Raw genomic sequence first — 17279 nt, forward strand, 5'->3', positions numbered from 1 at the left:
CATGAATTTTCGCCGCGGCAGAAGCCGGGAAGAGCCGGAAATCAATTTCATCCCGCTGATCGACGTGCTGTTGGTGATCCTGATCTTCCTGATGGTCACCACCACCTATTCGCGTTTTTCCGAGCTTAAGATCAATCTGCCCACGGCTCAGGGCGAGCAGCAGAAGAACAAGACCACGGAAATCCGGGTGGCGGTGGCGGCCGACGGCGCGATGGCGGTGAACGACGCCAAGCTGGCCCGAGGCGACAAGGCTGAGCTGTTGGCCAAGCTGAAAGCCGCGTCGGCGGGCAAGAGCGACGTGGTGGTGGTGGTCAACGCCGATGCGCGCTCCACCCACCAGTCGGTGATCACCGTGATGGAAGCCGCGCGCGAGGCGGGGCTGTCGCAACTGACCTTTGCGACCCAGAATCTGCAGTAAGCCCGGAGCGGCATGAATCTGATTGAACAACACTGGTACCGGCCGCGAGGCTGGTTGACAGCCCTTCTGGCGCCGCTGGAAGGGCTTTTTGCGTTGCTGTCCGCAGGGCGCCGGCTGGCGTTTCGGCGGGGCTGGAAGCAGAGCGAGAAGCTCGCGGTTCCCGTGGTGGTGATAGGCAATATCAATGTCGGCGGCGTCGGCAAAACGCCGTTGACGCAGAGCCTGCTGCGGGATTTCGCCGCGCGCGGCGTCAAGGTGGGCGTGATCAGCCGCGGTTACGGCGGCCAGGCGCAAACGCCGACCGAGGCGAGGCCGGGCAGCGATCCTGCCCTGGTGGGCGACGAGCCCTTGCTGCTGGCCGCCTGCGGCGCGCCGGTGGTGGTGGGGCGCGACCGCGTGGCCGCCGGCCGCCATTTGCTGGCTTTGCATCCTGAGGTGCGGCTGATCCTCAGCGACGATGGCTTGCAGCACTACCGGCTGGCTCGCGATCTGGAAATCGCGGTGCTGGATGGCCGGCGCGGCCTGGGCAGCGGCAGGCTGCTGCCCAACGGCCCTTTGCGCGAACCGGCCTCGCGCCTGCGCAGCGTCGACGCGGTGGTGGTCAACGGCTCCGGCTCCGGCGCCGCGCTGCCATTGCCGGAGGATTTGCCGCGTTTCGCCATGAGTTTGAGTCCGGCGGCGCTGCATGCGCTGGATGATCCCTCTCGGCAGCGCTGCGCAGCGGACTTTGCCGGCATGCGCGTGGCGGCCCTGGCCGGCATCGGCCATCCGCAGCGCTTCTTCGATACGCTGGCGGCCATGGGCGTGGCGGCGGATCGTCAGCTGTCCTTCCCCGATCATCATCCCTTCGCCGCGGAGGACATTCCCGCCGACGCCGACGCGGTGATCGTCACCAGCAAGGACGCGGTCAAGCTCGCGCGGGCGCTTCATGACGCGGCGCAGCGTGCTAGACTATGGGTTTTGCCGGTTCAGGCCACGCTGGCGCCTGATCTGTGCGGATGGATACTAGCCCGCTTGAAGATGGAACATGGACGCTAAATTTCTGGAAATCCTGGTTTGCCCGCTGTGCAAGGGCCCGCTGGCGCTCGACAAGAGCAAGGAAGAACTGATCTGCAAGGGCGATCGCCTGGCGTTCCCGATCAAGGACGGCATCCCGATGATGCTGGAGAGCGAAGCGCGCGAGCTGGCTCCGGAAGAAGAAGTCAAATGAGCGGATTCATCGTGGTGATCCCGGCGCGGATGGCTTCCAGCCGCCTGCCGGGCAAGCCGCTTGCCGATATCGCCGGCAAACCGATGGTGGTCCGCGTGGCCGAGCGGGCGGCGCAGAGCCGCGCCGGCCGAGTGATTGTAGCCACCGACCACGCCGACATCCTGGCCGCGTGCCAGGCTCACGGCGTGGACGCGGTGATGACGCGCGAGGACCACGCCAGCGGCACCGATCGCCTGGCCGAAGTGACGGCGGCGCTGGGCTTGGCCGACGACGCCGTCGTGGTCAATGTGCAGGGCGACGAGCCGCTGATCGAGCCGGCGCTGATAGACCAGTTGGCCGATATGCTGGCGGCCAGCGACGCGCCGATGGCGACGCTGGCGCACGCCATCCATGACGCCGCCGATCATTTCAATCCCAATGTGGTGAAGGTGGCGCTGGACAAGCATGGCCGCGCGCTGTACTTCAGCCGCGCGCCGATTCCCTATGCCCGCGACGCTTACGCGGCGGACCGCTCGGCCTTGCCTGCCGGCTTGCCGGCGTATCGCCACATCGGCATGTACGGCTACCGCGCAGGTTTCCTGAAGACTTACACCGGTCTGGAAGCGGCGCCGCTGGAGCAGTATGAAGCGCTGGAACAATTGCGCGTACTCTGGCATGGTTACAGCATTATGGTGGCCCTGGCGAGCGAGGCGCCGGCCGCAGGGGTGGACACGCCGGAAGACCTGGAACGGGTGCGTCGGCTGTTTGCGCGGTAAACAAATACAATTAAATCGAAACAGACTGGAGTCAAATACATGCGACTGATCCTGTTGGGCGCGCCGGGCGCCGGCAAAGGCACCCAAGCCAACTACATCCGTGAAAAATTCGGCATCCCGCAAATCTCCACCGGCGACATGCTGCGCGCCGCGGTCAAGGCTGGCACGCCGCTGGGCCTGGAAGCCAAGGCCATCATGGATGCCGGCGGCCTGGTCCGCGACGACATCATCATCGGCCTGGTGAAGGAGCGCATCGCGCAAGCGGACTGTGCCAACGGTTTCCTGTTTGACGGCTTCCCGCGCACCATTCCGCAAGCCGAGGCGATGATCGCCGCCGGCGTGGACATCGATTACGTCGTGGAAATCGACGTGCCGGACGCGGCCATCGTCGAGCGCATGGCCGGCCGTCGCGTGCACCTGTCCTCGGGCCGCACCTACCACGTGACCTTCAACCCGCCCAAAGTGGCCGGCAAGGATGACGTGACCGGCGAAGACCTGATCCAGCGCGACGACGACCAGGAAGACACCGTCAAGAAACGCCTGTCGGTCTATCACGAGCAGACCGCCGTGCTGGTGGGCTTCTACGGCAAGCTGGCTGCCGCCGGCGACGCCAAGGCGCCGAAGTATGTGAAGATCGACGGCACCCGCGCGGTGGAAGCCGTGCGCGACGAGGTGCTGAAGGCGCTGGGCGTCTGATACTCCGTTTGTCCTGAAGCTGGAAGCGGGCCTTGCGCCCGCTTTTTTGCGTTCTGTGCTGGTTTTGTCACACAGCAAGGAGGACAATGGAACCCGACACCGCAGAGGGCGTCGAACCAGTTTTGACATGCAATCACGCCGGCGCGGCCGGTCAAGGAAAACAAGATGTATCACGGGGAACGTTTCAACGGCTATTCCCATCTTGCCGGCACCTTGCTGGCGATAGCCGGGCTGGTGGTGCTGGTGGTGGAGGCGGCGCTGCAACGCGATCCATGGAAGATCGTCAGCTTCAGTCTTTATGGCGGCACGCTGGTGACGCTGTACTTGGTGTCCACGCTGTATCACAGCTTCAAGGGCCGGGCCAAGGCCATCCTGCAGAAGTGCGACCATTCGGCGATCTATCTGCTGATCGCCGGCAGCTATACGCCGTTCGCCTTGGTGACGCTGCGCGGCGCCTGGGGCTGGACGCTGTTCGGCATCAGCTGGGGGCTGGCGCTGTTCGGCATCATCCAGGAGCTGACGCTGGGGCGGCGCACGCGGATCCTGTCGATGATTCTGTATGTGGCGATGGGCTGGCTGGTGCTGATCGCCATCAAGCCGCTGATCGAGGCGCTGGAACCGGGCGGCTTGTTCTGGCTGGGCCTGGGCGGCTTGCTGTACAGCGTCGGCATCTACTGGTTTCTCAATGACGAGAAGATACGCCATGGCCACGGCATCTGGCATCTGTTCGTGCTGGGCGGCAGCATCTGCCAGTATGTGTGCGTGTTGAATTACGTCGCCTGAGCGCGGCGATGGCCAAGATGAAAGCGAAGCCTTGGGGCTTCGCTTTTTTTATATTGCGGCAAGGAGCTTGAGTGGCTCATTCCCAGGTTCGGCGCGGCGGCATGCCGGGATGGGCGGCATCAATCTCAATGACTTGCTGAAAACCTTCATCCAGTTGCGGCGGCTGCCAAAGCTCATGCGTGTGTTGAATGATGGTTTCCGGAACCCACTGCTCCGGCGGACGCAGAGCATTGCGCGCCAGCGCGAGCTTGAGCGGAGCATGCACCCAGACCGCGATGGCGCGGCTGTCATTGTCGCTGGCGATTGTCAGCGCTTTGCTCCGGGCTTGCCGCGAGGGCAGGGCGGCATCCAGAAAAATGATCCTGTCGCCCAAGCCATGGCCATATTGCTTGATCCAGCTGCTTTTTCCCGAGCCTTGCAATCCGCACACCAGGCACAGCTTGAGTTGGCCCTGTCCTTGCCGCAGCTTCTTGTCCAGCTCTTGATAGGCCAGCATCCAGGCGCGTTTGCCTTGCTCGGGCCGCGGCAGGGTGTTGCCGACCCGGTTCAGATAGTGATCGGGATTGATGTGATTGAATGAGCGGGGCGCAGGGTCCATGCCGGCTTATAGTCTTATCAACGAAGGGTTTGACTGTCTCCGCAGCAAAATGGCGAAGGCGGGGGGCAGGGCTAGCCAGAAGCCGGATGCAGGCATCAGCACGATGCCGGTCAGCGCCAGGATCAATAAACCCCAGCCCAGCGACTTGGGCAGCTCGCCGTGCAGCGCCTGTTCCAGTTTCATGACCGCGAGTCCGAGCAGAAACAGCGCGGCGCCGAATAGCAGAAACCACATGACTAACATGTGGGACATCTCCGACAAAAAACTCAATGCGCCATCGCTTTTGCGTTGAAACAGCGCATCGCGGAATACCCATAAGCCAAATGCGCTATGCAAAATCGAAATGCCGATCAGGCTGCGGCCTATCCATTGCTTCATATCCAAGCCTCGGGAAAGTGTTTTGATATGATAATGGAATTTAATTGCCGCTTGTCTATATTTAATTCGTATTTACACAAGCTGTTGCATTTGTCTGCCGGCTACGCGTCTAGCCGGGGCTGGAGCGGCATAGGCGCAGCGCTTGCCTGCCCTCGGGAAGGCAAGCGGCCATCCACATTTTGTTTGGGCGGCGAGCGGGAGAGAGGCGCTGAGGCAAAGCCATTGTGATGGAGCCGGGCCGGCTGCAAGGCCCAAACCCGCGACAGGCCAAGTCAGGCTTTGTCGAAGCGTGGATAAACGGCCCCCTCCAGCATCTGCGGAACCGACAGCCCCGCGCCAGGCAAGCTGCGCCAATCTGGCGATTCGGGCGTGATCGGCGCCATATCGGCCCAGTGCAAAGTCAGCTCTCCCGCCGCCGACGCGGTCATCTGCATCTGAAAAGCCCATGTCCGGCCAATTTGCAGCAGGCGGCCGTTGCCGACAATGATGGATTCTTTCAGCAGCCGCGTCTGGGCGAAGTTGATCTGCACCATGCCGTCAGGCGTGACGCTGCCGGCCAGGGTGCGCAAGCTGGGCCGGGCCGATGCGGCTTGCCCCGGCTGGTAGATCAAGGCCGAGCAAGCGCCCCAAAAATAACCTTGGGCGCAGCCGGAAATGTGCCATACGGTTTGATCGCCGCGCCAGGCCAGGGTCTGGCTGTCCGGCTCATAGCGCAGGGCGGGCAGGCCGGGTTCCGGCACGTACCAATAGCTGTCGGCGAGAAAGTCCAGGCTGTCTATGAGGTTCATCTCGGTCTCCTGGCGATATGGGCGTGAGGCTTGACTCAGTCTTTCAGCAAAATGAAATGGGCGGCTCGCTCGCCGGATACGCTGCTTGAGCAGCGGTAGCCCAGTTCGGGAAGATCCAGGCCGGCCAGCAAGGGCTCGCCCGCGCCCAACAAGGCCGGAGCGATGGCCAGGTGCAATTCGTCCACCAGCCCGGCGCGCAAGTATTGGCGGATGGTGTCCGCGCCGCCGCCCAGGCGGATGTCTTGGCCATGCGCCGCCTGTCTGGCTTGCTCCAGGGCGGCTGCGATGCCGTCGGCGACGAAGTGGAAAGTGGTGCCGCCCAGCATGCGCAACGGCGGGCGAGGATGGTGGGTCAGCACAAAGACGGGAACATGATAGGGCGGCTCTTCTCCCCACCAGCCGCGCCAGCTTTCATCCATCCAGGGGCCGCGCAGCGGGCCGAACATATTGCGGCCTATGATCCAGGCGCCGACCTTGTCGAAACCTTGTTCGATGAACTGGTTGTCGATGCCGGTTTCGCCTCCCTTGCCGCCATGCATTTTCTGGAAGGCGGCGGTGGCGAAGGCCCATTGATGCAGCGCCAGTCCGCCTTTGCCCAAGGGCTGCTCCAGGTTTTGATCGGGGCCGGCGGCGAAGCCGTCGAGCGACAGGGACAGGCAGGCGACTTTCAGCTTGGTCATGTCATTATCCGCCTGGATAGTTTCATGTCATGGCTGAGTTATAGGCGGCGCGCAGGGAAAAGAAAACGCCGCCTCGAATGAAGCGGCGTTGTGTCGATGCGGCCAGGTCTGGACTTAGTCGGTTCTCAGCGCGATGAACAGCACCGATTCGCCGCGGCGCACCAGCAGCGCGGCATGGCCGCCGGCATCGGCCAGCGCCTTTTCAAAGGCCTTGATGCTGGTCACGTCGCTCTGGTTCAGGCCGACGATGATGTCGCCGGCTTGCAGGCCGGAGCGGGCTGCCGGGCCCTGCGAGCGCTGGATCAGCAAGCCGCCGCGTATGCCCAGATCGGCGCGTTGCTCCTGGGTCAGCTCGGACAGGGTCAAACCCAGCTTGCCGAACTGATAGCCTTGCGGCGCGCTGTCATTGGCCGGCTTGGCGCTGCCGGTGTTGTCCGGCTGTTCGGCTAGCGTGGCTTCCAGCGTTTTCTCGATGCCCTTGCGCCATACCATCAGCTTGATCTTGGTGCCGGGGCCGAGCGCGCCCACCAGCATGGGCAGGTCTTTGGAGCTGTCGATCACCTGATTGTTCAGCTTCAGGATGATGTCGCCGGCTTGCAGGCCGGCGCGTGCGGCCGGGCCTTTTGGATCGACGCGCACGACCAGCGCGCCGGACGGGCGTTGCAGCCCGAACGATTGCGCCAGCTCCTGCGTCACTTCCTGGATGTTGATGCCCAGTTGTCCGCGGCTGACCTTGCCCTTGGTTTTCAGCTGATCCGCCACCTGCATCGCCAAATCAATGGGAATGGCGAAGGAGATGCCCATGAAGCCGCCGGAGCGGCTGTAGATCTGCGAATTGATGCCGACCACTTCGCCGCGCAGGTTGAACAGCGGGCCGCCGGAGTTGCCGGGGTTGATCGCCACGTCGGTCTGGATGAAGGGCACCAGCGTTTCATCCGGCAGGCTGCGGCCCTTGGCCGAGACGATGCCCGCGGTGACGGTATTGTCGAAGCCGAACGGCGCGCCGATGGCGGCCACCCACTCGCCGACTTTCAAGTCGGAGGGGTTGCCTATCTTGGCGACCGGCAGATCCGCCGCCGCTACTTTCAGCAGGGCGACGTCGCTGCGTTTGTCCAGGCCCACCAGTTTGGCGCGCAGTTCGCGCTTGTCGGTCAGCGTGACGCGGATCTGGCCGCCATCCGCCACCACGTGGGCATTGGTCAGGATGAAGCCGTCGCTGCTGATGATGAAGCCGGAACCGTAGGACACGCTTTCCTCAGGCGCCTGATCCTGCTGCTGCGGCTGGTTGGGCATGAAGCGGCGGAAGAAGTCGTACAGCGGGTCGTCTTCCGGCACCGGGAAGGGCATGCTGCTTTGCTGCTGCGGCGACGCGTTTTCGCGGCTAGCCTGGATATTGACCACGGAGGGGCCGTCGCGGCTGACCAATTGCGTGAAGTCTGGCAACAGCATCGCCACCTGGCCGTTGTTTTGGGCGGGGATGGCGACGGGCGCGGGCTGGCTGCTGCCTTTGACAAGCTGCTCTATCCTGTCGCAACCGGACAGTAGCGACGCCGCGAGCAGGGCGCCGGCCATGATGCGAATGCTTGTAGTCACAGGCAATCCTCTTGTTTGACTATCGGGGTAAATGGGGGCGGGCCGTTGAATTTGCAATATTTTTTATCGGCATGATCGCCCAGTCTCCCTCTCCCTTTTTATCATAACGGTTTTGCCGGATATTCGCAGAGGTCCGCGATGACGCAGTTCTGGCATTCCGGCTTGCGCGCCTTGCAGACGTAGCGTCCGTGCAAAATCAGCCAATGGTGGGCGTCCAGTTTGAACTCGGCCGGCACGAAGCGTTCGAGCTTGTCTTCCACTTCGCGCACATCCTTGCCGGGCGCGATGCGGGTGCGGTTGGACACGCGGAAGATGTGGGTGTCCACTGCGATGGTGGGCTGGCCGAAGGCGGTGTTGAGCACCACGTTGGCGGTTTTGCGGCCCACGCCGGGCAGCGCCTCCAGCGCCTCGCGCGTTTGCGGCACTTCGCCGCCGTGCCGCTCCAGCAGGATGCGGCAGGTGGCTATCACATTCTTGGCCTTGGTTTTGTAGAGGCCTATGGTCTTGATGAAGTCGGCCAGGCTTTCCTCGCCCAGCGACAATATCGCCGTCGGAGTGTTGGCCACCGGATACAGGCGGCGCGTGGCTTTGTTGACGCCGACGTCGGTGGCTTGGGCCGACAGCAGCACCGAGATCAGCAGCTCGAACGGCGTGCTGTATTCCAGCTCGGTAGTCGGATGCGGATTGGTTTCGCGCAGGCGGCGGAAGATCTCTTGGCGCTTGGCGGCGTTCACTCTGCGTCCTTGTCGGTTTGCTGTTGGGCGGCTTTCATCGCTGCGGCGCGTTCCATGGCGGCGCGGATCACCGCCATTTTATCGGACGAGGCGGTAGCCGCCACCGGCGCTTGCTGCTTGGCGCGCTCCATCGCTTTGCGGATCAGCTCGTTTTTATCCACGGCGGCGGCCTGGCTGGAGGGCGCAGTGCTTGCCGCGGCAGGCTGGGGGTTGTCAGAAGGTGCGCGCTCGGCCAGCCGTTTGGCTTTGTCGGCGGCGTCGCGGTCTTTGCGGGCCTGGCGGGCATCGAAGCGCTTGCGCGCCAGCGCCGCGCGGGCCATGACCTGTTCGCGTTCGCCATCCGCCGGATCGCTGACCGGGATCAGGTCTATGCAGTCCACCGGACAGGGAACCAGGCACAGTTCGCAGCCGGTGCACTCTGCGGCGATGACGGTATGCATCTGCTTGGCCGCGCCGACGATGGCGTCGACCGGACAGGCCTGGATGCACAGGGTACAGCCTATGCAGCTGTCTTCGCGTATCACCGCCAGCGAGCGGGGCTTGGGCCGCGGGCCGTCGGCGTCGAAGGGAAGGACTGGCAGGTCCAGCAGCGCGGCCAAGGCCCGCACGCCATCCTCGCCGCCCGGCGGGCAGCGATTGATCGGGTCGCGTCCCTCCGCCAGCGCCTCGGCATAGGGCCGGCAGCCTTGGTGGCCGCACTGGCCGCACTGGGTCTGGGGGAGGAGGGCGTCGATCCGTTCGACGAGCTTGATGACGGCCATGCTTCGGATTCCGCTTCAAAAACCGTTAATTATCGATGTTAAGCGCTTCGGCTTCAACACCTTGCGTATTTTGATGAGCCGCTAATCGCTGATGCAGGATGTCGTGCAGGCGCTGGGCCGGGGGCGCAAGCCGGGCTTCGGCGCGGCACAGCAGCAGTTCGATGGCGGGCAGCGGCGGCAGCGCATGAGCCGTTTTGTCCAGTATCACCAAGTCCGGCGGCAACTGGATGGCGGTGCGGGCGCTGACGCCCAGGCCGGCGCGCACCGCCGACCACAAGCCCGCCAGGCTGGTGCCGCTGGCAGCCAGCCGCCAGGCGCGCCCGGCCTGATCCAGCGCTTGGCAAACCTGGGTGCGGATGACGCAGGGCGGATCGAACAAGGCCAGCGGCAAGGGGGAGGATGAAATGCGGCTGGCGGCGGAGCCTATCCAATGCACCGCATGGCGGCCGATAGCCTGATGGTGAGGCGCGCGCGGGCCGGAGTCCCAGGCCAGGGCGAGGTCCAGTTCGCCGCCTGCGACCAGCCTTTGCAGCTCCTGGCTGCGGGCCACCCGCATTTCCACCCGCACTTCGGGGCAGGCGCGGGCGAATCTGCCCAATACTTGCGGCAATAGCCCTTCGCCGAAATCTTCCGCCAGCCCCAGCCGCACGATGCCGGCCAGCGAGATGCCGCGCACCGCCTCCACCGCCTCGTCATTCAATTCCAGCAGGCGGCGGGCATAGGACAGCAGCGCTTCGCCAGCCGGCGTGGGCGTCAGGCCGCGGCCGCTTTTTTGCAGGATGGGTACGCCAAGCTGCTCTTCCAGCTTTTTCAACTGCGCGCTGACGGCGGAGGTGGAGCGGTGCAGCCGTTCCGCCGCGCGGGCGAAGCTGCCCAGCTCCAGCCCTTGGCAATAGCTTTGCAGATCGTCCGGGTCCAGCAGGATGCGTCGCATGATGATTATCCAGTTTTTTGGGATGGTGTTTAGAAATATATTCGATTATCAGGATGAATGCCATGCCTTACAGTGAGGACGTGATCTCAACTGTCTGGAGAAAAGCATGTTTTCGCCTCAAGAGGCTTTGCCCCGGCTGGCCCCGAAACTGGATCAACTGACGCGCGAAGTCTTGTTCGCCGATGTCTGGCGTCGCGACGCCTTGTCGCCGCGCGAGCGCAGCCTGATCACCATCGCCGCTTTGATCGGCCAGGCGCGGCCGCAGGCGCTGGCGTTTCATCTGCGCCGAGGGCTGGAGAACGGTTTAAGCGCTGAGGAATTGAGCGAGCTGCTGACACACTTGGCCTTCTATGTCGGTTGGCCGTCCGCCACCGCCGCGCTGGAACAGCTAGACGCTGTTTTGGCTAATCCTGCTCGATAAGGAGAGCATCATGCCCTATGCCCGCATTTCCCTGTTGAAAGGCAAGTCGCCGCAATACCTGCGCGCCCTGGCCGACGGCATTCATCAAGCCATGGTGGACAGCATCGCCGTGCCGCCGGCCGATCGCTTCCAATTGATCCATCAACACGAGGCTGGCGAGATGATCATCGATCCTGAGTATGGCGGCGGCCCGCGTTCGGAAGATTTTGTGCTGGTGACGCTGCATCTTGGCCGGCCGCGAACCAAGGAGGCCAAGGCGGCGCTCTATGCCAGGATGGCTGAACTATTGAGCGTGTCGCCGGGTTTGGCGCCCGCAGATCTGATGGTGGTGCTGATAGACGGGGAGATGGACAGCTGGTCGTTCAGCCATGGCCGCCAGGCCTCCGCCTTGAGCCGGCAGGAGCTGCAATTATGCTGACCATGCAATATCGCATCGCGCTGCCGGCCGATTATCCGATGTCAGCCATCGAGACGCGCATCGCCGAGCGCGGCCACTTGACCGACGGCTTGCCGGGGCTGGCTTTCAAAGCCTACTTGTATGCGATCAAAGGCGAGGCCGGCGCGGTGTCCAACGCCTATGCGCCATTCTATCTATGGCGGGCCGCGGAGGGCATGCGCGACTTTTTATCCGGTCCTGGCTTCGCGGCGCTGAGCGAGTCCTTCGGCCGGCCTGTTGTCCAAAGCGCTTTGGTCTGGCTTGCCAAATGGAAGGACGACGCGGCGCAAGCCCGCCACGCTGTGATCGAGCGCTTGCCGTTGCCTGCAGAAACAAGCTTGGCGGCCCGGCGCGCGGCCGAGGCGGATTGGGGACAAACGCAACTGCTCGATTCGAACACGCTGGCGGCGGCAAGCGCTTTCGATCCCTCGATGTGGCTGCTCACGCGCATCCTGTTGCTGCGCGAGGCGCCGCGTGATTTGGCGGCGGCTTGCGAGCTTTACCGCGTGGGTCGGGTGTCGATGGGCGGGGATTGATGCGCGCTCAGGGTAGATGCCCCGCGTGCGGGGCGATCTGCCATCCATTGTCTGCCAATGGCGGAGCGCCCCTGCGGGGCTTCCGCCCTACCGTTTGCGCGCCAGCATGGCCATCAGAAAGCCGCGGCCGAATAGCGGCCCATCTGCCGGCATGTCGCGCATGGGAGCGACGGTTTCGATCTCCAGCCAGGGCGACCACAGTTCGCGCAAGCGCTGTTCGTCATATCCCAATCCGCCGCCCATTGTGGCTTGAGCATAGACTTCCGCATCGCTCAGGCCGCTGCTGCCTTCCGGCGCGAAGCAGGCCAGCCCGAAATGGCCGCCCGGTTTCAACATGCTGGCGACTCGCTGCATATATTGCTGGCGTCTATGCGGCGTGATGTGGTGGAAGCAGCCGGAATCATAGACCAGATCCGCGCCATTCTTATCGAATACGAAATCGAATACTGAAGCCTGCGCGATCTCGACAGCCAGACCGCTGGCGGCGACGCGTTCGCGCGCCCATGTGACGGCTGATTCTGAGTAATCGATGGCCTGGACGGTAAAGCCCAGGCTGGCGAGGTATAGCGCGTTGCGGCCGTTGCCGCAGCCCAGATCGATGGCGCGGCCGGGTCTGAGGCGGCCCGATGCGATCCAGCTGGCGAGGCTTTCATCCGGCGCGTCGACGAAAAATGGGCAGGGGCGTTGCCGGTTCGCATAGAAAGAGGGCCACTTTTCCTCGGCGAGGGAAAGGAGGAGGTCAAGGCGGGCTAGATCGGCTTCAGGCTGAGAGGCGAAGTCTGGCAAGGAGTCTGTCATCAAGGATGCTGCTCATGGTGTCGGAGTTTGCGGGTGCTGAGGACGGCGAGGCAGCTTACGCATGCAAAGCGGGATGCCTTGCTGTCGCGCAGTGACATTCTATATGGATATCGTCTTGAAGGGGGGGGCTTGTGCCTAGCCTGATTGTCGGATGATCAGGCTGTCTGCGATCGGTTGGCTGTTTTTGATTGCTTCTCATCATGTTGATTTTGTATTGTTTTTTTGGACTTCTATCTGCGGACGCCATTGCCGGCGTATTGTTGTGAATTAATTTGCATGCGCAAGCATATTGACATGCATATTTGATTTGGGTAATTTGCATGCATGTGCAAATAAATGGAGGCTTGAGATGAGCGAGACCAAAACCATCTCGATCTATTCAGACTACGTATGCCCTTACTGCTTGCTGGCTGAGCAGGCCATACGCGATGTTTTGGACGCGCGCGGCATTCGCATCCGCTGGCGTCCCTTTGAATTGCGTCCTGATCCGGTGCCTACCTTGCGGGTGGATGACTCCTACCTTCCCGATGTCTGGAAAAGATCGGTTTATCCGATGGCTGAAAGACTGGGCCTGCCTATCACCTTGCCGTCGATATCGCCGCAGCCACGCAGCGATAAAGCCTTTCAGGTGTTCGCGTTGGCGGAAGAGCATGGTTTGGGGCATGAGTACTCTGTCGCCGTGATGCGCGCCTTTTTTCTGGAAGGCAAGGATATCGGCGAGTCTGAAGTTCTGGCGGATATAGCCGCCTCACTGGGTCTGGATCGGCAACAGGCGTTGAGCGCTTTGGCGGATGGCCGCTATCTGCTCCATCACCAGGCGGCTTTGCGGCATGCGGTTAATGAAGCGCACGTGAGATCGGTGCCCACCATCATTGTTGGTAATAAAAGATTTAGCGGCGTGCCGGATTTAGCCGATTTTCAGCAGGCCTTGAATGAGCTCTTGCAGTTTGAGCAGGAGGTGAGCCGGCAGGAAAACTAGTATAGGACGCAATCCATAAGCATGATTTCGATATTGTCTTTCCTTTATTACCACTATTTGGAGCAGTGAAAATGATAGCTTGGGTTTATCTTGGTGTCGCTGTAATTTTTGAAATCACGGTAGCGCTGGCCGCAGGAAAAGCCAAAGGTTTTACCGATGCGCGGTGGACCGCAGCCACTTTGCTTAGCGGTGCCATCGCCACCTATTTTCTTGGCCTTGCCTTATTGACCTTTGATGTCGGGGTGGGCTATTCAATTTGGACTTCGGTGGCGGGCGTAGGCATTGTGTTGCTGGGGGCGGTTTTCTTTAATGAGCGATTGAGCTTGAAAAAGCTTTGCGGCATTGCCATGGTGATTGGTGGCGTGATCGGCCTGCATTTGAGCGGTGCGGCATAAACAAAATATTTTCCACATATTTTTTATATTTGAGTTGGCAAGAACCTTTTGAGGAAGAGTCATGGGTAAGAAATCTACAATGCCAAGCGCTCAGCATGCTTGGAGCATGTTGCTGTTGGCCGGCGTTTTTGAGGTGGGCTATGCCCTGAGCGTGGGCGGCAGCCATGCGTTCTCTGTAGTAGGGTGGACTATTTCCGCCGGCATTTTCTTTTTGCTGACGCTGTATGCGCTTAGCGTAGCCCTGAAAACCATTGATGTCGGCATAGGCTATGCGGTGTGGGCGGGCATCGGCGCGGTAGGTTCCTCCATCTTTGGCGTCTTTCTGTTCAATCAATCGCTCAGCCTGCATCAGGCTTTTTGGTTGGCGCTGATTATCGTCGGCGTGGTTTGCTTGAAGCTGGCCGGCAGTGAGCCCAGCTCGTCTGTGAAGCCTGGCGTGGCGTGAATCATTTGATAGCAGGCTGTGAATGCTTGGGCGGCATACTCCGCCCAAGCCTCGCCTATTTCTTTGTTCCGGCACTGGCCTGCGCTTCATGCGCCGCTTATCCGATTTTCCCCCATTAATTTGGAACCTTCATGTCTACTTTCCTATTTTCATCGCTAGAGCAAAGCATGCAAGAACTGGTGCGCTACTCCTGCGAGCATGTGCGGCAGGGCGGCATTCCTTTTGCATCTTTCGTGATTAACGGTCAGGGTGAAATACTGGGTCGCGGGGTCAATCGGGTATTGGAAAACCATGATCCTACCGCGCACGCCGAAGTGGAGGCGATTCGCGATGCTTGTCTCCGTGCCGGAAGGCACCATTTGCATGGTTTGACGCTTTTGGCATCGGGCGAGCCCTGCGCGATGTGCTATCTCAATGCCTACTATGCCGGCATTAGAGAAGTCATTTTCGCCGTGGACCGTGATGATGCGGCAGCGGCGGGTTTTGACTACCGAGGCTCATATCGAATGCTGGCCGCTTTCCCCCGCCAGTGGGCTATGCAGTACCGCAAACTGGCGGTCGCAGGCGCCTTCGAGCCATTCAAGCTTTTCCAGGCTCAGAATCAACGCCGCTGCTCATGAAGCAATGATTCAGCAAGTTTTTCTGGCATTCAGGCGTAAGCTGCGCGGCTTTAGTTTGGGGTTCGGCGATATGGATCTGTCTGGGCGATATGGGAGATAAGCCGATACCTCAAACAGGGCTGGATGATAGGGACGCGCAGGGAAGGCGTTGGCGCAGGCTGACAATGCGGCGCCATTAAACGGTTTGGCGCAAGGTGCTGGGCACGCTGCCTTGAAGGATGGACTTGGCCAGCATGCCTGGCCAAGTCTTGAACTGCTGGATGAGCTTGATGGCGGTGAATTCCTGCAGGGCCAAGAAGGGTCAGCTCAATTTCATACCTTGGCGCTGTTTGGGAGAGCGCTCAACAAGCCGCGAAGGCATGGCACAATTTGCATATTCTCTTCATTTAATTCCGCTTCATCCAAAGCCGCTTGAATGTAAAGCGCATAGTCATCGCCGGCCAGACTTTGCACTTTTCTCCCTTGCTCTGTCAAAACAGTGTAGACGCCGCGTTTATCATTCGGACACAGGTCGCGCTGCGTATAGCCGGCTTTTTCCAAACGCTCTGCCACACGGGTGACTGAGCTTTGGTTTAAACCTAGAAGATGCGCCAATTCTTGCATTCGCAGTTCTGAGTTGGCGGCAACCGCCAGATACTGCAATGCGCGGTATTCGGAAAGTCCCAGGCCATGATCGCGTTGAAGATTTTTGGCCAGACGGTTTTCTATGCCATCTACCACGGAGCGGATGCGCTCCCAAAGTAAACTGCTTGGCAACATTAAAGAAGACCCTTGCATTCGATGATTTGAGGAACGGCACTGAGTTCGGGCATGCATCAATGCAGCCTTAAAAGCATGTGCATGCATATAAGTTGAGCATACCATTGAATATGCGCGGCTGAGAAAGTTTTGCTCCAGGCCCAGGCGGTGCCAGGCTTCGCCAAAGACCAGGGAGAGGCCATCTCCCAAGTCAGAAATGATCGGCTACTCTGCGCCAGTTGTTTGATGGCGCCGGAGTTTGGGGCGAGTGAAAAGGCAAGACGCGCGAAGCGGCTACTTGTCGCAGTCGCCGCTTCTGGAGCGCAAAGCCAGGTGGTTGGGAGGCGCTTGAGCCTGAATGATGCGCAGAGGCCTCGATATATCCTTTGGCTTTCGGCATCCTCAGCCATGGGTCTTGGCGAATGTGCAGCGGCTTCGACCGAGCGTCCCGCTTAGCCGGGAGGCTTGTTTTAAATCGGCACAAACAGCGACAGCCAGCTGTTCCAGCCCGCGGTGCGGTTCTTGGCGTCGAATTCGTCGTAGGCTTTCAGGTTGACGTACCACTTTTTCTTGCCGACCGAGAAAAAGTAGCCCACTTGCGGCCCCAGTCCGACCACCTGCGACTTCTGATTCTTTTTGCCCATGCCGGGCGCGCTGTCGTTCTCCAGCTGGTGATAGGCGTAGCCGACCAGGCCGATATGGAAGTTTTCGTTCAGGAACTGCGACAGCGACAGGTCCAGGTGGGCGTCGTTGCCGTTTTTGTAGTCGGTGTCCGGGTTTTTTTGGTTGAGCGTCAGCCCCAGTACAGCGGAAAACTCGGTGCCGCTGCTTTCATTGAGATAGGTGTAGCCGCCGCCGGCGTCGTAAGACCAGTGATTGGTGCCCATATTGGCGGCGCGGTTCGGGTCGTAGGCGCCGGTCGGCATGCCCAGCGTGGCGTAAGCCAGATAGTTGTGATTGCCTTGCTTCCATTTCAGCGTGGCCATCGGGTAGAGGTCGCCGAAGTCGTTGCGGGTGTCGTCGCTGCTGGCGCTGCGAGTCTTGCCCTTGGGCGAGGTGGTGGCGGCGTTGTCGTAGACTTCGGCGCGGCCGTACAAACCGGTCAAGGAGACGGCGGCCTGTGCGCCGGCAAGCGGCGTTTCGAAGGTGTAGGTGGGCGAGACGAACAGCAGGTCGCTAGGCGTGCTCAACTGGGTGTTGGTGACGCGGCCGCGCTTGTTCTGGTTGCGGGTGGCCGAGTCGGCGCTGGCGTGATAGCCGCTGAAGGTCCAAGACCAGCCCGGGTCATTCGGCACCGCGGCGAAGGTGCCCATTTGTCCGGGCAGCCAGAAACTCACGCCGCCTTCGTCGGCTTGCGCCTGGGCGGACAGCAGCGCGCCTGCGGCCAGGCAGGCCAGGGCGAGGAGAGTGTTCGGGGAGGAGATTTTTTGGTTCATTTGGGCGGCTTCTTTTCAGACATCTCCGGCGCCCGCTGCGCGCGGTTTTGATGCCATCCGATTTTCCCATATCCTGTAGGCCGGGTGTAGAGCGAACATGATGGGAAAACCAGAAATCGCGCCATTTCCATGGCGCAGTGAGGGGTG

At 61.3% G+C, this 17279-nt stretch carries 23 protein-coding genes and 1 pseudogene; 13 read left to right on the plus strand and 11 right to left on the minus strand.

Annotation, left to right across the window (positions count from 1 at the left end; genetic code table 11):
• Position 1: 1 nt before the first annotated feature.
• The 6 genes from NKT35_RS14625 (at position 2) to trhA (ending at position 3862) form a co-directional block, all read left to right on the plus strand.
• Positions 2-418 carry an ExbD/TolR family protein gene (locus NKT35_RS14625; RefSeq protein WP_254294194.1) on the plus strand — a complete coding sequence of 139 codons (417 nt, stop codon included), beginning with the start codon at positions 2-4 and terminating at the stop codon, positions 416-418.
• Between the two features lie 12 nt (positions 419-430).
• Positions 431-1456 (plus strand): tetraacyldisaccharide 4'-kinase, encoded by a 1026-nt coding sequence (lpxK, locus tag NKT35_RS14630; protein ID WP_254294196.1) that lies wholly within the window; start codon positions 431-433, stop codon positions 1454-1456.
• Positions 1446-1628 (plus strand): Trm112 family protein, encoded by a 183-nt coding sequence (locus tag NKT35_RS14635; RefSeq protein ID WP_254294198.1) that lies wholly within the window; start codon positions 1446-1448, stop codon positions 1626-1628. Before lpxK ends, NKT35_RS14635 begins: the two co-directional genes overlap by 11 nt.
• Positions 1625-2383 carry a 3-deoxy-manno-octulosonate cytidylyltransferase gene (kdsB, locus tag NKT35_RS14640; protein WP_254294199.1) on the plus strand — a complete coding sequence of 253 codons (759 nt, stop codon included), beginning with the start codon at positions 1625-1627 and terminating at the stop codon, positions 2381-2383. Before NKT35_RS14635 ends, kdsB begins: the two co-directional genes overlap by 4 nt.
• 39 nt (positions 2384-2422) lie before the next feature.
• On the plus strand, positions 2423-3079 hold the full coding sequence (gene adk / locus NKT35_RS14645) for an adenylate kinase (RefSeq protein ID WP_254294201.1): 657 nt from the start codon (positions 2423-2425) through the stop codon (positions 3077-3079).
• 165 nt (positions 3080-3244) lie between these two features.
• Positions 3245-3862, plus strand: coding sequence for a PAQR family membrane homeostasis protein TrhA (trhA, locus tag NKT35_RS14650; protein WP_254294203.1), 618 nt, complete (start codon positions 3245-3247; stop codon positions 3860-3862).
• A gap of 76 nt (positions 3863-3938) precedes the next feature.
• Here trhA and NKT35_RS14655 read toward each other — a convergent pair whose 3' ends face one another.
• The 8 genes from NKT35_RS14655 to NKT35_RS14690 form a co-directional block, all read right to left on the minus strand.
• Complete coding sequence (locus NKT35_RS14655; protein ID WP_254294205.1) at positions 3939-4460, minus strand: hypothetical protein; 522 nt, start codon at positions 4458-4460, stop codon at positions 3939-3941.
• 6 nt (positions 4461-4466) lie between these two features.
• On the minus strand, positions 4467-4838 hold the full coding sequence (locus NKT35_RS14660; RefSeq protein ID WP_254294206.1) for a DUF6463 family protein: 372 nt from the start codon (positions 4836-4838) through the stop codon (positions 4467-4469).
• A gap of 272 nt (positions 4839-5110) precedes the next feature.
• Entirely contained in the window at positions 5111-5626 is a 516-nt protein-coding gene (locus tag NKT35_RS14665; RefSeq protein WP_254294208.1) for a hypothetical protein, read from the minus strand.
• 35 nt (positions 5627-5661) lie between these two features.
• Entirely contained in the window at positions 5662-6306 is a 645-nt protein-coding gene (locus tag NKT35_RS14670; RefSeq protein ID WP_254294210.1) for a dihydrofolate reductase family protein, read from the minus strand.
• Between the two features lie 114 nt (positions 6307-6420).
• Positions 6421-7878 carry a DegQ family serine endoprotease gene (locus NKT35_RS14675; RefSeq protein WP_254301395.1) on the minus strand — a complete coding sequence of 486 codons (1458 nt, stop codon included), beginning with the start codon at positions 7876-7878 and terminating at the stop codon, positions 6421-6423.
• A gap of 122 nt (positions 7879-8000) precedes the next feature.
• Positions 8001-8633: an endonuclease III gene (gene nth, locus NKT35_RS14680; protein ID WP_254294212.1), complete on the minus strand. Its 633-nt coding sequence runs from the start codon at positions 8631-8633 to the stop codon at positions 8001-8003.
• Positions 8630-9394, minus strand: a complete 765-nt coding sequence (gene rsxB / locus NKT35_RS14685) for an electron transport complex subunit RsxB (RefSeq protein WP_254294214.1) — start codon at positions 9392-9394, stop codon at positions 8630-8632. The genes nth and rsxB overlap by 4 nt, the downstream gene beginning before the upstream one ends.
• A gap of 25 nt (positions 9395-9419) precedes the next feature.
• On the minus strand, positions 9420-10328 hold the full coding sequence (locus NKT35_RS14690) for a LysR substrate-binding domain-containing protein (protein ID WP_254294216.1): 909 nt from the start codon (positions 10326-10328) through the stop codon (positions 9420-9422).
• Positions 10329-10434: 106 nt separating this feature from the next.
• On the opposite strand from NKT35_RS14690, the gene NKT35_RS14695 reads away from it, so the two are divergent.
• Genes NKT35_RS14695 through NKT35_RS14705 form a run of 3 tightly spaced genes read left to right on the plus strand, consistent with a single transcriptional unit; the run spans position 10435 to position 11721 of the window.
• Positions 10435-10749 carry a carboxymuconolactone decarboxylase family protein gene (locus tag NKT35_RS14695; protein ID WP_254294218.1) on the plus strand — a complete coding sequence of 105 codons (315 nt, stop codon included), beginning with the start codon at positions 10435-10437 and terminating at the stop codon, positions 10747-10749.
• A 10-nt stretch (positions 10750-10759) separates the two neighbouring features.
• The gene (locus NKT35_RS14700) at positions 10760-11167 is read left to right on the plus strand and encodes a tautomerase family protein (RefSeq protein WP_254294220.1); all 408 of its coding nucleotides are present in this window, start codon (positions 10760-10762) and stop codon (positions 11165-11167) included.
• The gene (locus NKT35_RS14705; RefSeq protein WP_254294222.1) at positions 11161-11721 is read left to right on the plus strand and encodes a DUF4865 family protein; all 561 of its coding nucleotides are present in this window, start codon (positions 11161-11163) and stop codon (positions 11719-11721) included. The genes NKT35_RS14700 and NKT35_RS14705 overlap by 7 nt, the downstream gene beginning before the upstream one ends.
• A gap of 87 nt (positions 11722-11808) precedes the next feature.
• On the opposite strand, the pseudogene NKT35_RS14710 reads toward NKT35_RS14705, so the two are convergent.
• Positions 11809-12381 (minus strand): annotated as a pseudogene (locus NKT35_RS14710) (class I SAM-dependent methyltransferase); the annotation flags it as partial.
• A gap of 487 nt (positions 12382-12868) precedes the next feature.
• Between NKT35_RS14710 and NKT35_RS14715 the strand changes: the two are divergent.
• From NKT35_RS14715 to NKT35_RS14730, 4 genes are all read left to right on the plus strand, one after another.
• The gene (locus NKT35_RS14715; RefSeq protein ID WP_254294226.1) at positions 12869-13498 is read left to right on the plus strand and encodes a DsbA family oxidoreductase; all 630 of its coding nucleotides are present in this window, start codon (positions 12869-12871) and stop codon (positions 13496-13498) included.
• A gap of 71 nt (positions 13499-13569) precedes the next feature.
• Positions 13570-13893, plus strand: a complete 324-nt coding sequence (locus NKT35_RS14720) for a DMT family transporter (protein ID WP_254294228.1) — start codon at positions 13570-13572, stop codon at positions 13891-13893.
• Between the two features lie 79 nt (positions 13894-13972).
• The gene (locus NKT35_RS14725; protein WP_505190920.1) at positions 13973-14338 is read left to right on the plus strand and encodes a DMT family transporter; all 366 of its coding nucleotides are present in this window, start codon (positions 13973-13975) and stop codon (positions 14336-14338) included.
• A 167-nt stretch (positions 14339-14505) separates the two neighbouring features.
• On the plus strand, positions 14506-14958 hold the full coding sequence (locus NKT35_RS14730) for a nucleoside deaminase (RefSeq protein ID WP_254294232.1): 453 nt from the start codon (positions 14506-14508) through the stop codon (positions 14956-14958).
• Positions 14959-15270: 312 nt separating this feature from the next.
• On the opposite strand, the gene NKT35_RS14735 is transcribed toward NKT35_RS14730, so the two are convergent.
• Positions 15271-15717 (minus strand): MarR family winged helix-turn-helix transcriptional regulator, encoded by a 447-nt coding sequence (locus NKT35_RS14735; RefSeq protein ID WP_254294234.1) that lies wholly within the window; start codon positions 15715-15717, stop codon positions 15271-15273.
• Between the two features lie 449 nt (positions 15718-16166).
• Positions 16167-17132 (minus strand): SphA family protein, encoded by a 966-nt coding sequence (locus tag NKT35_RS14740; RefSeq protein ID WP_254294236.1) that lies wholly within the window; start codon positions 17130-17132, stop codon positions 16167-16169.
• Between the last annotated feature and the right edge of the window lie 147 nt (positions 17133-17279).

This window comes from Chromobacterium sp. IIBBL 290-4, from assembly GCF_024207115.1.
Lineage (GTDB): Bacteria > Pseudomonadota > Gammaproteobacteria > Burkholderiales > Chromobacteriaceae > Chromobacterium.

What these genes read in the sequence shown, in the direction of transcription:
- NKT35_RS14625 (WP_254294194.1), top strand. Translation starts at nt 2, where the DNA reads ATGAATTTTCGCCGCGGCAGAAGCCGGGAAGAGCCGGAAATCAATTTC.
- lpxK (WP_254294196.1), top strand. Translation starts at nt 431, where the DNA reads ATGAATCTGATTGAACAACACTGGTACCGGCCGCGAGGCTGGTTGACA.
- NKT35_RS14635 (WP_254294198.1), top strand. Translation starts at nt 1,446, where the DNA reads ATGGACGCTAAATTTCTGGAAATCCTGGTTTGCCCGCTGTGCAAGGGC.
- kdsB (WP_254294199.1), top strand. Translation starts at nt 1,625, where the DNA reads ATGAGCGGATTCATCGTGGTGATCCCGGCGCGGATGGCTTCCAGCCGC.
- adk (WP_254294201.1), top strand. Translation starts at nt 2,423, where the DNA reads ATGCGACTGATCCTGTTGGGCGCGCCGGGCGCCGGCAAAGGCACCCAA.
- trhA (WP_254294203.1), top strand. Translation starts at nt 3,245, where the DNA reads ATGTATCACGGGGAACGTTTCAACGGCTATTCCCATCTTGCCGGCACC.
- NKT35_RS14655 (WP_254294205.1), bottom strand. Translation starts at nt 4,460, where the DNA reads ATGGACCCTGCGCCCCGCTCATTCAATCACATCAATCCCGATCACTAT.
- NKT35_RS14660 (WP_254294206.1), bottom strand. Translation starts at nt 4,838, where the DNA reads ATGAAGCAATGGATAGGCCGCAGCCTGATCGGCATTTCGATTTTGCAT.
- NKT35_RS14665 (WP_254294208.1), bottom strand. Translation starts at nt 5,626, where the DNA reads ATGAACCTCATAGACAGCCTGGACTTTCTCGCCGACAGCTATTGGTAC.
- NKT35_RS14670 (WP_254294210.1), bottom strand. Translation starts at nt 6,306, where the DNA reads ATGACCAAGCTGAAAGTCGCCTGCCTGTCCCTGTCGCTCGACGGCTTC.
- NKT35_RS14675 (WP_254301395.1), bottom strand. Translation starts at nt 7,878, where the DNA reads ATGGCCGGCGCCCTGCTCGCGGCGTCGCTACTGTCCGGTTGCGACAGG.
- rsxB (WP_254294214.1), bottom strand. Translation starts at nt 9,394, where the DNA reads ATGGCCGTCATCAAGCTCGTCGAACGGATCGACGCCCTCCTCCCCCAG.
- NKT35_RS14690 (WP_254294216.1), bottom strand. Translation starts at nt 10,328, where the DNA reads ATGCGACGCATCCTGCTGGACCCGGACGATCTGCAAAGCTATTGCCAA.
- NKT35_RS14695 (WP_254294218.1), top strand. Translation starts at nt 10,435, where the DNA reads ATGTTTTCGCCTCAAGAGGCTTTGCCCCGGCTGGCCCCGAAACTGGAT.
- NKT35_RS14700 (WP_254294220.1), top strand. Translation starts at nt 10,760, where the DNA reads ATGCCCTATGCCCGCATTTCCCTGTTGAAAGGCAAGTCGCCGCAATAC.
- NKT35_RS14705 (WP_254294222.1), top strand. Translation starts at nt 11,161, where the DNA reads ATGCTGACCATGCAATATCGCATCGCGCTGCCGGCCGATTATCCGATG.
- NKT35_RS14715 (WP_254294226.1), top strand. Translation starts at nt 12,869, where the DNA reads ATGAGCGAGACCAAAACCATCTCGATCTATTCAGACTACGTATGCCCT.
- NKT35_RS14720 (WP_254294228.1), top strand. Translation starts at nt 13,570, where the DNA reads ATGATAGCTTGGGTTTATCTTGGTGTCGCTGTAATTTTTGAAATCACG.
- NKT35_RS14725 (WP_505190920.1), top strand. Translation starts at nt 13,973, where the DNA reads ATGCCAAGCGCTCAGCATGCTTGGAGCATGTTGCTGTTGGCCGGCGTT.
- NKT35_RS14730 (WP_254294232.1), top strand. Translation starts at nt 14,506, where the DNA reads ATGCAAGAACTGGTGCGCTACTCCTGCGAGCATGTGCGGCAGGGCGGC.
- NKT35_RS14735 (WP_254294234.1), bottom strand. Translation starts at nt 15,717, where the DNA reads ATGTTGCCAAGCAGTTTACTTTGGGAGCGCATCCGCTCCGTGGTAGAT.
- NKT35_RS14740 (WP_254294236.1), bottom strand. Translation starts at nt 17,132, where the DNA reads ATGAACCAAAAAATCTCCTCCCCGAACACTCTCCTCGCCCTGGCCTGC.